The organism is Rheinheimera fenheensis, from assembly GCF_039871805.1.
Lineage (GTDB): Bacteria > Pseudomonadota > Gammaproteobacteria > Enterobacterales > Alteromonadaceae > Alishewanella > Alishewanella fenheensis.
The window spans coordinates 53266-71107 of the sequence record NZ_JBDPJM010000003.1 but is presented as its reverse complement, the minus strand read 5'-3'; the positions used below and the strand labels follow the sequence as shown (position 1 = coordinate 71107).

Here is a 17842-nt window from a genome sequence, read left to right as displayed (position 1 = left end):
TCCTCTAATTAAGTGCATAAAAGGATAAGCAATTTAGCTCCTGAAATAAAGCGCAGAACAATAGCTAAATCTAAAAAACAATATCATTCATTCAGCCTTGGTTAAGATTGAAATAATTTCAGCCGTTTTTTGTTCCATTAACTGGACATTACTACGTGATTCGACATTTAATCTCAGTACGTTTTCTGTATTAGAACTTCGCAAATTAAACCGCCAGTCGGCAAAACTCATACTAAGACCATCAGTAAAATCGGTTTCAAGCGCTTTATTTTGATAATACTGCTGCACTCTAGTTATCACAACTTTGGGTACTTCGATATGAAAATTCAACTCGCCGGATGACGGGAAATTTTTAATCATTTGTGCCACTAATGCTGATAATGGCTGCCCACTCAATGACACCAGTTCAGCCACCAGCAACCAGGGGATCATGCCACTATCGCAATAAGCAAAGTCACGAAAATAATGGTGGGCACTCATTTCACCGCCGTACAGCGCATCTTCACTGCGCATACGCTCTTTAATAAAGGCATGGCCAGTTTTGCTCATTATCGCCATGCCGTTGTGCTGCTGCGCTACCGCTTGGGTGTTCCAATATAATCTCGGGTCGTGAATAATCTTTTGTCCGGGATGTTTTGTTAAAAAGGCCGCACACAACAGGCCAACAATATAATAGCCCTCGATAAAACAGCCTTTTTCGTCAAATAAGAAACAGCGGTCAAAATCACCGTCCCAGGCGATACCAAAATCGGCCTGATGTGCCACAACCGCCGCCGCAGTCGCAGCACGATTCTCTGGCAACAGCGGATTAGGAATACCATTTGGAAATGTCGCATCAGGCTGATGATGCACTTTAATAAACGTTACTGGCACCCCTGCCTTGTCAAACTGCGCTTCAATAGCATCTACGACATGACCGGCAGCACCATTACCAGCGTTAACCACTAGGGTTAATGGCTTAAGGTTTGCACGCTCAATAAAGCTCAGCAGCGTCTCAACGTAAGCCGGCAACAGCGACTGACGCTGCCAACTAGCGCCCTGCCAGCTCAAATGATCACTAGTACGGGTGCTGGCGACAAAATCATTAAACTGAAGCGCCGGAAAGGGCTCGCTTAATAACAATGCTGTTTGCTGTTTAATGTCCAACAAACCGCTATCGCCGCTAATAGGTCGGGCGTTGTCACGCACCAGTTTCATACCGTTGTAATCAATTGGGTTATGGCTGGCGGTGACCTCAATAGCGCCGTCAATATCCAGATGCTGTGCAGCGAAATACACCTCTTCAGTGCCTGTCATGCCAAGATCTATTACATTGACCCCTTCGCTTAACAACCCCAATGCCAGCGCGTTTTTTAATGGTTCGGAGGTGGCACGCACATCCGCACCTAGTGCCACACTGCGCGGCTTAACCACTTTGGCAAAAGCACGGCCAATGCACCAGGCCAGCTGCTCGGTGAGCTCTTCATCGAGTTTGCCGCGGATATCATAGGCTTTAAAGCAGCGCAGCAGATTATCAATTGCGGCCATACTTATCCTCAAAGCGAATAATGTCGTCTTCACCCAAATAGCTGCCAGACTGCACTTCAATCAGCTCCAACGGAATTTTGCCCGGGTTTTCCAGCGAATGAATGGTGCCAACCGGGATAAAGGTTGACTCATTCTCAGTGACTAGAAACTCCTTATCACCGTTGCGCACCAGCGCCGAGCCACTCACCACCACCCAGTGCTCAGCTCTGTGATGATGCATTTGCACCGACAATTTGGCGCCCGGTTTTACCGTGATATGTTTTACCTGATAACGTTCACCACTATCGACCGAGTCATACTTACCCCAGGGCCGGAACACCTCCCGGTGTAGATCCACTTCAGAACGGCCATAACTTTGCAGCTTGGCAACAATATTTTTTACGCCTTGCAACTGGCTTTTATGCGCTACTAATACCGCATCTTTGGTTTCCACCACCACCACATCATCCAGTCCTATTGCCGTCACTAAACGCTGTTCAGCGTACACATAGCTGTTATGGCATTGCTCCAGTAGCACGTCGCCGCGACAGGCATTACCCTGCTCATCTTTTGCCATCACCTGCCACAATGCATCCCAACTGCCGACATCGCTCCAGCCGGCATCCAGCGGCACCATCACGGTATTAGCAGACTTTTCCATTACCGCGTAATCAATAGAATCGGATGGGCTGGCACTAAACGCCGCCTTGTCCAGCCGGATAAAATCCAGATCAGTGCTGGCTTTAGCCAGTGCCTGTTCAGCGGCTGCTACGATATCTGGTGCAAACTGGTGTAATTCAGCCAGTAAACGACTGGCTTTAAACAAAAACATGCCACTGTTCCAGTAATACTCGCCGCTGTCGACAAACTGGCGCGCAGTTGTTGCATCAGGCTTTTCATAAAACCGGGCCACGCTGCTTACTCCGGCTGGCAAGGTTGGATCACGCTTCGCATCACGGCGAATATAACCGTACCCCGTGTGAGCGCTGGTAGGCACTATGCCAAAAGTCACTAACTTGCCTTGATTAGCTGCAGGCACGGCCAGCTCTACTGCCTGATGAAACGCTGGCACATCTTTAATCGCATGATCAGCCGCCAATACCAGCAATAACGGGTCATCGCCTTGTTGCATAGCTTTAAGCGCTGCCACCGCTATGGCAGGCGCCGTATTGCGCCCTTCTGGCTCTAACACTATGGCAGGGTTTGTGATGGCCAACTCACGCAGTTGCTCTGCCACCATAAAGCGGTGATCTTCGTTGCAGATAATAAGTGGCGCACCAAGCCCGGAAATGCCTTTTACCCGTAGTAAGGTGTTTTGCAGCATGCTTTTATCGTTAAGCAGCGGCAGAAACTGCTTGGGTTTTTTTGCTCTGGACAGTGGCCACAGCCGGGTGCCCGATCCGCCACTTAGAATGACTGGTATCATACTGACTCCTTTCAATAATTGTCCGTTTAACTCTGTTGCTGCTCAGTATAGCCACAGACAGCCCCGCTCGTCAGCAGGCAGATGCATATCTACCCCGAGAAAAACCTGATACAGACTTTTTTTGCTGGTCGGTGCTCATTAACCGAGTAGAATCGGCTATTGTGACGCGATTTTCCAGACAGGGTAAAGTTATGCCAGATTTTAAACAGCTGTTTGTTAACAACAAAAACTGGGCGGATCGGATAGAGCAAGAGCAACCTGGTTTCTTTAAGCAGTTATCTGAACAGCAGGCGCCAGAATATCTGTGGATTGGCTGCTCTGACAGCCGTGTACCGGCAAATGAAATTGTCGGTTTACTACCCGGCGAACTGTTCGTGCACCGTAATGTCGCCAATTTGGTCGTGCACTCTGACATGAACTGCCTGTCAGTATTACAGTACGCGATTGATATCTTAAAGGTGAAACACATTCTGGTGGTCGGCCATTATGGCTGTGGTGGGGTGAAAGCGGCGATGACCAAGCAGCGCGTCGGCTTTGTTGATAACTGGCTGCGAAATGTCAAAGATGTCTACGTGATGCACCGTGATAAAGTGGATAGCCTAAGCGATGAAAACGAGCGGTTAAACCGGCTGATAGAGCTAAATGTCATGGAGCAGGTACGTAATTTGTGCCACACCAGTTTTGTACAGGAAGCCTGGGAACGCGGTCAAGAGCTGACGGTCCACGGTTGGGTATACAGTTTACGCAACGGCCGTGTGAAGGACTTGCGCGTCAGCCATTCCTGCAATGATAAAATCGACGATATTTACACCGTCGATCTTGCTGAATTTATTGAAAAATAATTACTTAAAACGAATGGGCTGCGCCGCCACCGGCTGGTAGGTGGCACTGTGCCCCTCAACCCAGTTGCCATTTTGCAGATAGCTGGATTTTGTCTGTAAAGTGCCATCCGGCAAGATGCGACTGAATGACTTCACTTGCGTAATGCCATTTTGGTTGTTTTCAACGTTTTCCAGCGCCACAATTTCACCACTTTGCACATTGAACTCCATAGTGCCGTGAGTATAAAAACCGGCTGTAGTGAAATAGTAATACGCCAGGCTTTGCTTTTTCTCATCCCAGAAAATAAACGACTCGCCACCATATTCGCCGTTATTGATCGAGTGCACGGTTTTAATGGCCTGGCCGTTCAGTGCCCGGCTCCACAGTGATCGATCAATAACTTTCTCGATTTTACCCGGCTGGGTTAAATCGCCCTGCCAGTGCTGGTTCAGATAAGGTCGAAAGGGCTCCAGTTTAGTATGTAGTGGCAGGGTTTCATTGGCACCGACTAAGCCACTAAGTAGTAACAGGCTTAACAAAAAAAATTTCATTGCGTTATCTCACCTTGCTGTTTTGCAAAGTATTAAAGATAACGGCGGCAAAGTAAAACCCGCCGTTACAGAATCACCGTTTTATTACCATGCACAAACACCCGATCTTCTACCACCAGCTGCAGGGCTTTACTCAATGCTGCTTTTTCCACATCACGGCCGGCACGGGCCATATCTTCCGCGCTAAAGTTGTGATCAACCGGCGCCACCATCTGCTGAATAATCGGGCCTTCGTCTAAATCATCATTCACAAAATGGGCGGTAGCACCAATAATTTTCACGCCGCGCTCAAACGCTTGCTGATAGGGGTTTGCGCCAATAAAAGCAGGTAAAAAGCTGTGATGAATGTTGATAATTTTTTCCGGAAACTGCGCAACAAACGCCGGTGTTAAAATACGCATAAACTTAGCCAGCACCAGATATTCCGGTTGATAGGGCCTAATCACCTCCAGCAGCGCCGCTTCATGCTCAGTACGGCTTAACCCCTGGTGGCTGACAAAGTGATAAGGTAAATCAAAACGAGCTGCTAGTTGCGCTAGCTCTGGGTAATTACCCACCACGGCGGCAATATCCAGCGCCAGCGAACCGTCGAATACCTTTATTAAAATATCGCCCAAGCAATGCGCTTCTTTGGTTACTAAAATAACCACCCGCTTAGCACGCTGGCTAACCAAACTGCGCTCAGAGCCTGCAGGCAAGGCCCGGTCTAAATCAAACAGTAAGGTCGCATCATTAAATACGCCTTCTAGTTCGGTGCGCATGTAAAAGCGGCCGCTTACCGGGTCAACATATTCGGTATTGCGAATAATATTCAGCTGATGCTTATAGCAAATATTGGTGATTTGCGCGATCAGGCCTTTGGAGTCTGGGCATTCCGTTAATAAAATCTTACGTTCCATAGCGGTTATCTGTCATTGAGTGCAAGGTTGATGTTTTACCGCATCTTTAGCTTCAGCGTCAAAGACATTTAGACGTCTTTGGCTTAACTTGTTGTTTTGGCAAAAAACCGCATAATACCGCAGTGTTACTTAACAGCGCATAACAGGAGCCTATGGCGTCGTTTCAGTTTAATGTGGTCGGCTATATCCAATCGCCGTACAAACAAAAATTTGCTATTCCGCGCCAGCCTGGTCTGATTCCGGAAGCCATTGGCTACCTGGAGCTAGAGCCAGGTTATGATGATGACGCCATTTTGCGCGGTATCGACAGCTTCAGCCATCTGTGGCTGCTGTTTGTATTTCATGAAACTGCCGACAAAGGTTGGTCGCCAATGGTACGGCCACCACGTTTAGGCGGTAATGCCCGCAAAGGTGTATTTGCCACCCGCGCTACGTTCAGACCCAACCCGGTTGGTTTGTCCGTGGTAAAGCTGGAAGGCGTCGAACGTAAAAATGGTAAGTTGTGCTTGAAGCTAAGCGGCATAGATTTGCTACATGGCACGCCGGTTATTGATATCAAGCCTTACCTGCCCTACTCTGATGCTTTACCTGAGGCGGCAGGCGGCTTCGCCGACAGCGCACCAGAAACAGCGATGACAGTAAGTTTTTCCGAGCAGGCCAGCGATTTTTGCCGCCAGCAAAACCAATACCCCGATTTACAAGTATTTATCGAGAAAGTATTAAAACAAGATCCCAGGCCCTCGTACAAAAAGCAACGCGATGGCGAGCAAAGCTATGGCATGAGCTTGTACCAATACAACATTAAGTGGACCGTAACCGGAGAGCATAACCATGTTACTGAAATTCATCAGCTTAAGCCTTAAGCTGACCGCTGCAGCAACCTGTGTTGCCCTATCGGCCAGCACCTTACCTGACTTACCTGAGCCGGTAAGTAATAATGCCGTAGCAAGTACCAGCATTAGAGGCAAAACCTATATTGTCAGCTTTATGGGTATGGGCCCTGGCAAACAGCACAGCGACATTCACAATAAGGTGTTTATGCATACCCTTGGCGAGTTTGGCTGGCAAAATCTGCCACCAGTACCCAGCCAACAGCGCGTAAATGGCCGCATTGCAGCCAGTGCTGTTGCACTAAATAATAATTTTTTTGTGTTTGGTGGTTTTAGTGTGAATGCTGATGGCAGTGAGCAAACCGCCACTGACAGTTACCGTCTTGACCCTATCACCCGCCGCTATACCCGACTGAACGATATTCCTGTACCGGTCGATGACGCCGTTTCCCTGACGTACCAAAACCGCTACATCTATCTGGTAAGCGGCTGGAGCGATCACGGTAATGTCAATTTAGTACAGCAATTTGATAACTTTACCCAGCGCTGGTCGCAGGCCACGCCATTTCCGGGCAAGCCGGTGTTTGGCCTGGCCGGCGCGATGGCAGGCAATACTATGCTATTGTGTGATGGTGTAGCACTGAATTATTACAGCGATAAAAAGCCCAGCTACCAGAGCGAACCTGCCTGCTATCTGGGCACCGTAGGTGATAACGCCAATAAAATAGACTGGCGCCTGATAGCACACCCCACCGGCACAGCGCGTTATCGCATGGCTGCTATTAACACCCAAATAGACGGCAAAGACATGTTGGTGTTTATCGGTGGCAGCACTAACCCGTACAACTATAACGGCATAGGCTATAACGGCCAGCCGTCTGAACCTGACAGCAAAGTATGGGTATTTTCTGTCGCTGAACAGCGTTGGCTAAAAGCCTTAGATACTACGCCGGTGATGGATTTACGCTCGTTGATTGAAATAGACGGCCAGATTTACTCGGTAGGTGGCATGCAAAGCGGCCAGCAAGTTAGCCCCCGGCTTATCCATCACCCGATAAAACTCCAATAGAATTGCCCCTGCCGCCTTGCTAGAATGGCGGCAATTTTTTAGCACGACATACGAGAATACGATGCGCAGCAGTCAGTACTTACTATCTACCGTAAAAGAAACCCCGGCCGATGCCGAAGTTATCAGTCATAAGCTTATGCTGCGCGCCGGCATGATCCGTCGCGTTGCCTCGGGCATGTACACCTACCTGCCTACCGGCGTGCGGGTGCTACGCAAAGTTGAGCAAATCGTGCGGGAAGAAATGAACAAAGCGGGCGCCATTGAAGTGCTGATGCCGATGGTACAACCTGCTGAGCTTTGGCAAGAATCTGGCCGTTGGGAAAAAATGGACGCCGAATTGCTGCGTTTTAAAGACCGCCACACGCGCGACTTCGTGCTGGGGCCAACCCACGAAGAAGTAATCACCGACTTAGTACGGCGTGAAATTACCAGCTACAAACAGCTGCCACTGAATTTATATCAAATTCAGACCAAGTTCCGTGACGAGCGCCGGCCACGTTTTGGCGTGATGCGCGCGCGCGAGTTCTTAATGAAAGATGCTTACTCGTTTCACCTAAGCCAGGACAGCTTGCAGCAAACCTATGACGCCATGTTTCAGGCTTACTGCAACATCTTTACCCGCCTGGGGCTGGATTATCGTCCGGTACTGGCCGACACCGGCGCCATCGGTGGCAGTATGTCACACGAGTTCCACGTGCTTGCCGCATCAGGCGAAGATGCTATCGCCTTCTCTGATAGCAGCGATTATGCCGCCAATATTGAAATGGCCGAAGCCATTGCGCCAGCCGGTGAACGGCCAGCGGCCAGCCAGGCACTGACTGAAGTAGCGACCCCTAATGCCAAAACCGTTGCTGAAGTTGCAGCCGTGTTAGGTCAGGACATCAAACAAGTCAGTAAAACCCTGATTGTGTATGGCGTAAAAGGTGACAACGACAAAACCCAGCCACTGGTGGCCTTAGTGCTGCGTGGCGATCATGAATTAAACGAAATCAAAGCCGAGAAACTACCTCAGGTGCAAAGCCCGCTGGTCTTTGCCAGCGAAGAAGAAATTTGCGCCGCTATTGGTGCCGGCCCTGGCTCTCTTGGCCCGGTAGGCATGCCACTGCCGGTAATTGTTGATCGTAGCGCTGCACACCTGGCTGATTTTAGCTGCGGTGCCAACAAAGATGGCTTCCATTTAACCGGCGTTAACTGGGATCGCGACAGCCAAAATTACAGCGTGGCTGATTTGCGTAATATCGTCGAAGGTGACCCAAGCCCATGCGGTAACGGTAAGCTGGTGATTAAACGCGGTATTGAAGTAGGCCACATCTTCCAGCTGGGCGATAAATACTCACAGGCATTAAAAGCCGGTGTGTTAAACGAAGAAGGCAAACACCAGATCATGACCATGGGCTGCTATGGTGTGGGTGTATCGCGCATTATCGCGGCGGCCATTGAGCAGAATCACGATGAGTTCGGTATTATCTGGCCCGACGCCATAGCCCCGTTTCAAATTGCGCTTATTCCAATGAATATGCACAAGTCAGTACGCATTGAAGAAGCTACGGTGCGTCTTTACAACGAGCTGACCGCTGCTGGCTTTGACGTGCTGTTTGATGATCGCAAAGAGCGGCCCGGCGTAATGTTTGCCGATATGGAGCTGATGGGTATTCCACACAGCATCGTTATTGGCGAGCGTAACCTGGATAACCAGCAGGTAGAGTACAAAAACCGCCGCACAGGCGAAAAAGAGATGCTGGATATTCCGTCTGTGGTAGCTGCCATGCAGCTGAAACTGGCAAAGTAATACCGGTTAGCATCTCACTGATGACAGTAAAAAAGGGCAGAAAAATCTGCCCTTTTTTATGTGTCACTTCGCGCTTAAAACAGCAGGTTTTTACCGAAGAAAATGGTCGATACGGTATTTACAAAAATTACTGCCAGGATCAGTGGAATAAAGGTACCGAGCGAGAAATTGACATACTTTTGCAGTAGTGAGCCGGCAAAGGTAGTGTTACCCTGGCTTATCTCAGCGTCGAAGTTATGTTTTTTCCAGCGATAAATCACAAATAAGCACAGTAACAATCCATTTAACGGCAGTATGGTTTCGTAGAAGATGTCATACACCAAATCGAAAAACGATTTTACAATCGGCTGGCCTTCGGCATTTAAGCCATAACTGGTTAAACTGCTAAATAGCTCTACCCGGCCAAACGACAAAGCGCATACCACTGCCAGCGTTATCATCACTGCACCCAGGGTGTAGAGCGCCTTACGCCGTGACACGCCTTTACCGTCCATTAAACTGGCTACTGGCACCTCAATAATAGACACCAGTGAGGTTAATGCCGCAAAAAACACTAACAGAAAAAAGAAGCTGGCAATAAAAGAGGCGCCGAAATAGCCAATATCGGCCTGCAATGCCAGGAAGATTTTTGGCAAGAACATAAAAATCATGCCAATGCTGGACTCAGACAGCTCACTTAACTGAATATCCGGGTTAAACGAAAACACTGCCGGTAATATCAGCAAGCCAGAGCAGGCAGCTACCAGTAATGACAACCCCGCCACCATTTTACCGGCATGCACTATGTCATTGTTTTTCTGAATATAAGAGCCATAAGTAATTAAAATGCCCATCGCCAGCGACAGTGAGAAAAACGCCTGAGCCAAAGCACCGTTCAATACCTTACCGGTTAACTTATCAAACTCGGGCACCAGGAAAAACTTCACGCCCAGCATGGCGTTATCCAGGGTAAACACATAAATCACCAACGCAATCAGCATAATAAACAGCATTGGCATTAGCACCCGTGCCGCTTTTTCAATGCCCTGCTTTACCCCGCCCTGTAAAATAGCGAAGGTTAAGCCAATAACGATGGCCATATAAATAAACAGCTCGTTACTGTTAATAAAGCTGCCAAAGCTGTCCGGCGCGGCTAGGTCAGTCAACTGCCCCATTACCGATTTGGCCAGATAACCAAAAATCCATACCGTAATCACCAGATAAAACACCCCTATCATAAAAGGCGTCAGCACTGATAGCCAACCTACCGTGCGCCAGGCGCGGTTTTGACCGATTTCAGTGTAAGCCCCCAGCGGGTTTTGCCGGGTATGACGGCCCAGGCTCATTTCAGCCAACATGACCGGCAGGCAGATAAAAAACACAAAAAAAGCATACATGATTAAAAAGGCGGCACCGCCATTTTTACTGGCCATCACCGGAAAGGCGACCAGATTACCGATACCTACGGCTGAACCGGCGGCGGCCAGTACAAAGCCCAGGCTGGAGCTAAATTGTTCACGTTTCATTACTACGCGGACTCCCTGAATCTTTTCTTATTAGAATAATTGAGCTGTGCTCATTTTTTTGTAAGCGCCCTGCATGCTAACAGGCTGTTACGCTAAATCCTAGTGCTGTACTGCTCCGATGCGTTTAACAGCGTTGGAAGCACGCTTAGGATCTGCTATCGTGCGCCGCATAACGAAGGCTCGTGAAGGATTAACTTATGTTTTATATGATTTACTCTGAAGATGTGGCAAACAGTTTAGAAAAGCGCCTGGCGACCCGCCCGGCACATTTGACACGTTTAGAGCAGCTGAAGAGTGAAGGCCGTTTGCTGCTGGCCGGCCCGCTGCCGGCGATTGACAGCCAGGACCCTGGCGCGGCAGGATTTACCGGCTCTTTAGTTGTGGCGGAGTTTGCCAGTTTAGCTGAGGCACAGGCCTGGGCTGATGCCGACCCTTATCTGGCTGCCGGTGTATATGCACGTTCAACGGTAAAACCGTTTAAAAAAGTGCTGCCATAGCACTACTGACACAAGGACAGTCACATGACTTATATTTTACTCACCGGTGGCGCCGGTTATATTGGCAGCCATACGGCACTGGAGCTATTAAACGCCGGCTTTTCAGTGATTAGCTTTGATAACTTTAGCAATAGCTCGGATGAAGCCCTTAACCGGGTACAACAGTTAACCAGCAAACAAATTATAAGCATTCAAGGCGATATTCGTGATGAAGCGGCACTGCGTCAGTTATTCAGCAAATACCACATCAGCGCTGTAGTGCATTTTGCCGGGCTAAAAGCGGTTGGTGAGTCAACACAAATACCACTGCATTACTATGACAATAATGTCGCGGGTACGGTAACGCTATGTCGGGTAATGCGCGACTATGCTGTTAAAAAGCTGGTGTTTAGCTCATCGGCTACCGTCTACGGCGACGCCAAACAGGTGCCAATCCCCGAGACAGCACCACGTTCTGCCACTAACCCGTACGGCCAAAGCAAGCTGATGATAGAGCATATCCTTGAAGATTTGGTGCAGGCTGAACCAGACTGGGGCATCATCTTGCTACGCTACTTTAACCCGGTTGGCGCCCATCACAGCGGCCTTATTGGTGAAGACCCAAGTGGTATCCCGAATAACCTGATGCCATTTATCTCGCAGGTGGCGGTGGGAAAACGCGCAAGCCTCAGTGTATTTGGTGACGACTATCCCACCCACGATGGTACTGGCGTGCGTGACTATATTCATGTGGTTGATTTAGCCCGTGGCCATGTTAAAGCTTTGCAGTATTTGCAACAGCATAGCGGCATTGAGGCAATTAATTTAGGCACCGGCACCGGTTACAGTGTATTGGATATGGTCAATACCTTTAGCCGGGTTAATGGCGTGGCAGTGCCTTATACCATAGCACCGCGCCGTCCCGGTGATATTGCCAGCTGTTATGCCGAGCCGTCCAAAGCCAAAAGGTTGCTGGGCTGGCAGGCTGAAAAGACACTGGAAGATATGGTGCGCGATAGCTGGCGCTGGCAGCAGGCCAACCCTAATGGTTACAACCGCTAGCTAATTAGCCCAAGCTCTAATGCCAAAAGCACAGCCCGGGTGCGGTCACGCACCCCAAGCTTGGCTAAAATAGCCGAGCACTGGTTTTTTACCGTGCCTTCGGCTTTATACAGCGCATTGGCAATCTCCTTATTGCTGTAACCGGCCGCCATCAACTGCAAAATTTGCAGCTCTTTGTCGGTTAACGGCTCCAGCTGCGCTGGCATAGTAAAGTCGCTGCTGCCAGCGCGCACACTGCCCAATAAACGTTCGGTAATATTGGGCGCAAACCAGCTACCTCCGCCAGCAAGCGTGCTTATTGCCTCAACTAAGGTTTCAAGCGACACATCTTTGAGTAAAAAGCCGCGCGCGCCCAGTGAAATGCTTTTTAGCACCAGCTCATGCTCATCAAAAGTAGTCAGGATAAGCACCGGCGTGCTGATCCCCGCCTGCTGTAAGGCGGCTAAAGTTTGCACGCCATTCATTACCGGCATCGATAAATCCAGCAAAATCACCTCAGGCTGCTGCTGGTGGCAAGCATCTACCACAGTGCTGCCATCGGCACATTCCGCCACCACCGCTACTTTGCCAGACAGCCCCAGTAAACTTTTAATACCATCGCGAATCAGCTTCTGGTCATCTACCAGCAATACCTTATGCATTATCACTCTCCTGATACGGCAGGCTGAGGCTTAGCTCAAGCCGTTGCTGTACTGTATTCACGGTTAAACTGCCGCCGCATTCTGCTGCACGCTCCTGCATACCGGTTATGCCATTGCCAGGCCGCCATTGCGGCTTTACTTTGCCATTATCACTTAACGTCAGCTGTAAATTCCCGTCACTGATGCAGGCGGTAATTTGCATCTCACTGGCGCCGCTATGTTTTAAGCTATTGCTAATCGCTTCCTGCACAATACAAAGCACATGCTGGGCCTGCTGTAAATCATGCAACATAATATCAGCCGGGATCTGCAGCCTCACCTTAAGCTGTTCAGGTATCAGTGCCGCTAAAGGCTGCACTGCATCCAACAAGCTGACATCCGCATACTGGCGCATAGTGCTTACCGCTTCACGCACATCGGCCAGCAATAATTTGGCCAGCTGATGGCATTTATCCACATGGGTTTTAGCCTCACCACTGCTTAAATGGCCGGCCACCTGCAATTGTATGGTTAACGCGGTTAAATGATGCCCCACTAAATCATGCAAATTACGCGCAATACGAGTACGTTCACTCTGGCGAGAGGCTGCTTGCAATAATTGTTGGGTGGCTAACAATTGCTGATGTTTTTGTTCCAACTCGTCTCTGGCCGCTTCAGCATCGCGGCTAGTGCTTTGCACTAATACTGCAAATAGATGAAAACTGCCGTACAGTAGTGCTGTGATCCAAACAGAATTGCCGGTTTGCCATGCCACCAACCAATGCCAGCATGCCACCACCAGTACCACCAGCAACATAGCCAACGCGGTGCGCATCACAAAAGGCAGCATCGCAGCCCAAATCACCGTTAAAATGGCTAAAAACTCAAAATTCCGCTCAGGCAACAGCCATAACAATATAAACGAAACAGCCAGTTGCAATGTCAGCAGCGCAGGGCCAAAACGTCCTGTCAGAGCAAACACGCTATGCTCACGCGTAAGCGCTAAAAATAAACCACCGTACAGCAGAAACAGCAGGTGTATCCACCACTGATCCACATCGGGTTGAACGCGCTGCAGGATAAAGATACTGATGCCGTATACCAGTAACCAGGTCAGTACACCGGCCAGGGTGGCAAAATCAAATTTTCTCTTCATGCACGCATTATGCGCAGCTTTACACCAACTGCAATAGGCCAAAAGTCATAGTGTAAAATCCTGACTTCTGGCACCTGTGCGCCAACCTCCATAAGCGTAAGCTGCGGCTATCAACCCAGGAGGTTCAACATGTTAATGCTCCATACCGCTTTACTGTATTTACACATCGTTTTAGGCGCCATTGCCCTTGTTGTTTACTGGCTGCCTATTATTGCCCGTAAAGGCGGCGCTTTGCATATTCAAGCTGGTAAGCTGTTTTATTATCTGATGCTGACAGTAGCTGGCTCTGGCATAGTGTTGTGCACTATAGGGCTTATTGACCCCATCGGCATTTACACGGCAGGGCAACAACTTAGCACCGAGCAGATTAATCGCATGCTGATCTGGCGCGTGCCATTCTCACAGTTTTTACTGCTACTTAGCTTGCTTACCTGGGTCAGCGTACGCCACGCCATTGGCGTATTAAAAGCTAAAGCTGACCGCAGCCTGTTGCGCCGCTGGTACTATCAGGGACCGGTATTTTTAATGTTCCCGTTAGCCGGGTTCGTTGCCTACAAGGGCATCAGTATCGGCATGCCACTACTGATCATTTTCGCTGTGGTCAGCTTGGTTACCGCCACCACAATTAGCCTGTATATATACAAAAAAGCGGTTAGCCCCCGCGCCTGGATTATCGAACATTTTGGCTCCATGGTGGGCAGTGGCATTGCCGTATATACAGCGTTTTTCGCCGCCGGTGGCCGGCGTATGCTGGCTGAGATATTGCCGGGTAACTGGCAATTGGTCAGCTGGCTGGCGGCACCTGTCATTGGTACTACTGTCTTATTAATGCTTACTGGCTTTTATAAGCGTAAATATCGGGTCAGTTCAGCGGCAAAATAGCAGGACGGCCTAATTCTGTGCGCTATAGTTAACTCTGGGTTTACTTTAGCGCGACTGCATTATGAAACCGCTGCTCCGATCTGTGCTTTACTTAATTATTCTCTTGCCAACGCTGGCACTAGCGCAAATACGTACTGTGGTATATGCGCTACCTAATGCACACCAAAACCCAGTCGAAAACTACTATGTGCAACTGCTCACTCAGGCATTAGGCTATTCGTCCGAACAGTTTCAGCTACAGCCTGCCGCAGAATTTATCAGCCAAAGCCGTGCACTGCGTGAATTAAGCCAAGACAGCGGCGTTATTGATGTAAGCTGGAGCATGACCAGCATAGAGCGCGAGCAGTTTTTAACGCCCATCCGCATTCCACTAAACCGGGGTTTACTGGGCTGGCGGCTATTACTCACCCAAACTGCCCAACCGTTGCAGTTAGACGCTAAAAATAACAGATTGTTACTGGTTCAAGGACACGACTGGCCGGATACGCAAATTCTAAAAGCAAACGAATTTCGGGTGCATGCCGCAGATGATTTCTATGCCATGTTTACCATGGTAGAAAAAGGCCGCGCCGATGCTATGCCCAGAGCCGTTATAGAGATTGAGCAAGAATTGGCTACCGTGGCAAAGCAGTTACACATAACACCGAATATCATGCTGTATTACCCCACTGCACAATATTTCTTTGTCAGCCCTGATGACCAACAGCTGGCACAGGCAATCGAATATGGCTTAAGGCAAATGCTTGCCGATGGCAGTTTTGAGCAGCTGTTCCAGGCACAGTATGGTCAAACTTTGCAGCGCCTGCTGGCCTCGCCACGGCAAGTGCTGATATTAAAAAACCCCTTACTGCCCGCCGCGACGCCACTTTCTGACAGCCTGTTATGGCAAGCGTTACCTGAGCATTTTACCCAGATAACACCCTAATTTATCACGCCAGGTCATACCCCCATGCTTTACAGCAGCGGCATTTTTACATAATGTCAGCCCAATCAATTAGGTTGGAGTAGGCAGCAAATGTTAAGTGTAAAAAATAAGGTTATCTGGATCACCGGCGCTTCAGGCGGCATTGGTGAAGCCTTAGCGCGCGAGCTGGCTGCCGACGGCGCTCGGCTGGTATTAAGTGCCAGACGGCACACTGAGCTTGAGCGGGTGCGCGCCAGCTTAGCCAATAGTCACCAGCATCTGCTGTTACCGCTGGATATTACCGACAATGCCGCTATCGCAGCGGCAATTGGCGCCATCAGGCAGCAAATAGGTGGTCTGGACTGGCTGATTAATAATGCCGGTATCAGCCAACGCGCACTGATACAGGACACCAGCCTGGAAACAGAGCGGCGTTTATTCGATGTCGATTACTTTGCCCAGGTAAATCTGACCAAGCACGCTCTGCCACTGCTGCTGTCAGACGGTGGCGGCAAAGTGGTGTTTGTCTCGTCAGTCGCCGGCTTAGTCGGCACCCAATACCGAGGGGCTTATTCCGCTGCCAAGGCGGCACTGCATTTATGGGCCAATAGCTTACGTGCTGAACTCTTTGAGCAGGGCTTAACGGTGGCGACGATATTCCCCGGCTTTGTTAAAACCGATGTATCACTTAACGCCTTAACCGGTGATGGCACTGCGCTTGGTAGCATGGATGACGCCCAAGCCAATGCCATGAGCGCAGATACCTTTGCCGAAAAAGCGGTAAAAGCGTTGCTGGAAGGTAAGAGCTATATTGTTGTTGGCGGATTAAAAGAACGTTTAGGCGCACTGGTATCGCGCTTATCGCCAGAGCTTTTGTACAAAATGGTACGTAAAAGCAAGGTACGTTAGCTATTCATGTACCACATTTAGCTGCGGTAGGTTTTGTGCCAGATACTGAGCCACCGCTTGGTATTCCTCAATAGCAAATTGCCACTCATCGCCGTTATTCCAGGCTAGCTGAATAAACGCAATCCCGCGGTCAGGGTCTTTACCCAGCACCAGTTTAGTAACATTAGCCGGTAAGGTTTCGCCTGCAATAGATAACTGACCATTATTTACCGCTAACGCCGCCAGCAGGCTATCGTTTTGCTCCGTTGGTTTTGCTGTTTGTGTCACATAGGAGATAAACAGCGATAAGCCAGATACCAGCAAAATTAGTAAGTAACTGCGGTCATAACTCAGGCTTGCAACAACACACATCACACACCATAGCAGTAAAAACAGCAAAGAAATTGCTTTTTTGGCTTTTGATAAACGTCGCCAGCCATTGCGAAAAGTTAACCTGCTATTGCTATTAGGGCGAAATATATTACTTTTTTTCATAACTCTATCTTGTCATAAATTAACACTACCCAACCCTGCCTTCGTAGCGTGTTCGACAGCTATAAGAATGACACTCCCGCTTAATGTTTTTTATAAAAACTATCCTTAACAATCTTATGTTCACCCTGTGAGTCGTCCCACTTTACAGTCAAAGTTCTTTCACAATTACCTTGAACATCAAGCAAAGCCTCTACAAACCCGATATTTTCGTTACTTATTTTCCAACTCAACATGCTTCCTTGTCGCTCAGGAGTACCAATAGCGTTGTACAAATTCTCTCGACGATAATTAAACTTTTGAAATTCTTTGAATAGCTGTGACACTTCTCGTGGTATCGAAGAGACATACTTCGCTTTATCACTGTACTTACCATTTCTGTAATATTGAAATAATTGCCCTGTCCCTTCACTGAACTGGCAACTATTAGCTGGCTGGCCGCTTCCAGCTTTGGTTGAAGATGGTATCTGGTTACTTTGAATTACAGAGACTAATTCTTCACCTTTCTTAGTAACCAAATCAATACTCGCAATACAACCATCATATTTACTTATTGAATAAAGTGCATCGTCATCGCTAACTTTAAAAGACCTTAAACTGAACATATCTGAAACTTCAGGCGATGATGGAAAAGCCGACTTCACCTGCCAATCACCTGCATCTATAGGTAAGTTGCGTGCTTTGGTAAGAAACGTTTTTAACTTTGGCGATAATTCCGCGGGAATTTCATCAATCTCAATCTTTTCATTTCGATTTTTGGAATAGTGAAAATGGCTAACCAAATAAGCATTAGTCGCACATTTAGCACCATCCGATAACGGGGATAACTGTACTACCCACCAAGCCCCGCTTATTAACAAAACAACAAAAATAGCGATTAAATACTTATATTGAGATTTCAATTGGGAAACATTCCTTGCTAATAGAACAAAACAGCTATCACTGGCTAAAGGAAGCAGAGTTGT

18 protein-coding genes are annotated in these 17842 nt (G+C 48.6%); 9 read left to right on the top strand and 9 right to left on the bottom strand.

Going from position 1 to position 17842, the window contains the following annotated elements:
• Positions 1-87: 87 nt before the first annotated feature.
• Both ABGI61_RS05845 and ABGI61_RS05840 read right to left on the bottom strand, forming a co-directional pair.
• Complete coding sequence (locus ABGI61_RS05845; protein ID WP_347598306.1) at positions 88-1527, bottom strand: phosphohexomutase domain-containing protein; 1440 nt, start codon at positions 1525-1527, stop codon at positions 88-90.
• Entirely contained in the window at positions 1514-2932 is a 1419-nt protein-coding gene (locus ABGI61_RS05840; RefSeq protein WP_347598303.1) for a mannose-1-phosphate guanylyltransferase/mannose-6-phosphate isomerase, read from the bottom strand. The genes ABGI61_RS05845 and ABGI61_RS05840 overlap by 14 nt, the downstream gene beginning before the upstream one ends.
• Before the next feature lie 191 nt (positions 2933-3123).
• Between ABGI61_RS05840 and can the strand changes: the two genes are divergently transcribed.
• The gene (gene can / locus ABGI61_RS05835) at positions 3124-3774 is read left to right on the top strand and encodes a carbonate dehydratase (RefSeq protein WP_347598299.1); all 651 of its coding nucleotides are present in this window, start codon (positions 3124-3126) and stop codon (positions 3772-3774) included.
• Here the strand turns inward: can and ABGI61_RS05830 are convergent, their stop codons facing one another.
• Both ABGI61_RS05830 and purU read right to left on the bottom strand, forming a co-directional pair.
• A complete protein-coding gene (locus tag ABGI61_RS05830; protein WP_347598296.1) occupies positions 3775-4305 on the bottom strand; it encodes a hypothetical protein in 531 nt (176 codons plus the stop codon). It abuts the gene before it with no gap.
• Between the two features lie 65 nt (positions 4306-4370).
• A complete protein-coding gene (gene purU, locus ABGI61_RS05825) occupies positions 4371-5204 on the bottom strand; it encodes a formyltetrahydrofolate deformylase (RefSeq protein ID WP_347598293.1) in 834 nt (277 codons plus the stop codon).
• 152 nt (positions 5205-5356) lie between these two features.
• On the opposite strand from purU, the gene tsaA reads away from it, so the two are divergent.
• The 3 genes from tsaA (at position 5357) to ABGI61_RS05810 (ending at position 8892) form a co-directional block, all read left to right on the top strand.
• Positions 5357-6067, top strand: coding sequence for a tRNA (N6-threonylcarbamoyladenosine(37)-N6)-methyltransferase TrmO (gene tsaA, locus ABGI61_RS05820; RefSeq protein ID WP_347598290.1), 711 nt, complete (start codon positions 5357-5359; stop codon positions 6065-6067).
• Positions 6036-7103 carry a Kelch repeat-containing protein gene (locus tag ABGI61_RS05815; RefSeq protein ID WP_347598287.1) on the top strand — a complete coding sequence of 356 codons (1068 nt, stop codon included), beginning with the start codon at positions 6036-6038 and terminating at the stop codon, positions 7101-7103. Before tsaA ends, ABGI61_RS05815 begins: the two co-directional genes overlap by 32 nt.
• 61 nt (positions 7104-7164) lie before the next feature.
• Positions 7165-8892, top strand: coding sequence for a proline--tRNA ligase (locus tag ABGI61_RS05810; protein WP_347598284.1), 1728 nt, complete (start codon positions 7165-7167; stop codon positions 8890-8892).
• A gap of 74 nt (positions 8893-8966) precedes the next feature.
• Here ABGI61_RS05810 and ABGI61_RS05805 read toward each other — a convergent pair whose 3' ends face one another.
• Positions 8967-10397 (bottom strand): sodium-dependent transporter, encoded by a 1431-nt coding sequence (locus tag ABGI61_RS05805; RefSeq protein WP_347598281.1) that lies wholly within the window; start codon positions 10395-10397, stop codon positions 8967-8969.
• A 197-nt stretch (positions 10398-10594) separates the two neighbouring features.
• Here ABGI61_RS05805 and ABGI61_RS05800 point away from each other — a divergent pair, with 197 nt between their 5' ends.
• A complete protein-coding gene (locus ABGI61_RS05800; protein ID WP_347598278.1) occupies positions 10595-10894 on the top strand; it encodes a YciI family protein in 300 nt (99 codons plus the stop codon).
• Between the two features lie 24 nt (positions 10895-10918).
• A complete protein-coding gene (gene galE / locus ABGI61_RS05795; protein WP_347598275.1) occupies positions 10919-11935 on the top strand; it encodes a UDP-glucose 4-epimerase GalE in 1017 nt (338 codons plus the stop codon).
• Here galE and ABGI61_RS05790 read toward each other — a convergent pair.
• Positions 11932-12576: a response regulator gene (locus ABGI61_RS05790; protein ID WP_347598272.1), complete on the bottom strand. Its 645-nt coding sequence runs from the start codon at positions 12574-12576 to the stop codon at positions 11932-11934. The two genes, galE and ABGI61_RS05790, sit on opposite strands and share 4 nt — an antisense overlap.
• Positions 12569-13711, bottom strand: coding sequence for a sensor histidine kinase (locus ABGI61_RS05785; RefSeq protein ID WP_347598269.1), 1143 nt, complete (start codon positions 13709-13711; stop codon positions 12569-12571). The genes ABGI61_RS05790 and ABGI61_RS05785 overlap by 8 nt, the downstream gene beginning before the upstream one ends.
• A 129-nt stretch (positions 13712-13840) precedes the next feature.
• On the opposite strand from ABGI61_RS05785, the gene ABGI61_RS05780 reads away from it, so the two are divergent.
• The 3 genes from ABGI61_RS05780 to ABGI61_RS05770 all read left to right on the top strand — a co-directional run bounded on the left by ABGI61_RS05780 (position 13841) and on the right by ABGI61_RS05770 (position 16406).
• Positions 13841-14593, top strand: coding sequence for a hypothetical protein (locus tag ABGI61_RS05780; RefSeq protein WP_347598266.1), 753 nt, complete (start codon positions 13841-13843; stop codon positions 14591-14593).
• A gap of 61 nt (positions 14594-14654) precedes the next feature.
• Positions 14655-15518 (top strand): transporter substrate-binding domain-containing protein, encoded by an 864-nt coding sequence (locus ABGI61_RS05775; protein WP_347598263.1) that lies wholly within the window; start codon positions 14655-14657, stop codon positions 15516-15518.
• Between the two features lie 90 nt (positions 15519-15608).
• Positions 15609-16406, top strand: a complete 798-nt coding sequence (locus ABGI61_RS05770; protein ID WP_347598260.1) for an SDR family oxidoreductase — start codon at positions 15609-15611, stop codon at positions 16404-16406.
• Here the strand turns inward: ABGI61_RS05770 and ABGI61_RS05765 are convergent, their stop codons facing one another.
• Together ABGI61_RS05765 and ABGI61_RS05760 are read right to left on the bottom strand one after the other, a co-directional pair.
• Positions 16407-16880 (bottom strand): hypothetical protein, encoded by a 474-nt coding sequence (locus ABGI61_RS05765; protein WP_347598257.1) that lies wholly within the window; start codon positions 16878-16880, stop codon positions 16407-16409.
• 80 nt (positions 16881-16960) lie between these two features.
• A complete protein-coding gene (locus tag ABGI61_RS05760; RefSeq protein ID WP_347598254.1) occupies positions 16961-17779 on the bottom strand; it encodes a hypothetical protein in 819 nt (272 codons plus the stop codon).
• Positions 17780-17842 lie beyond the last annotated feature (63 nt).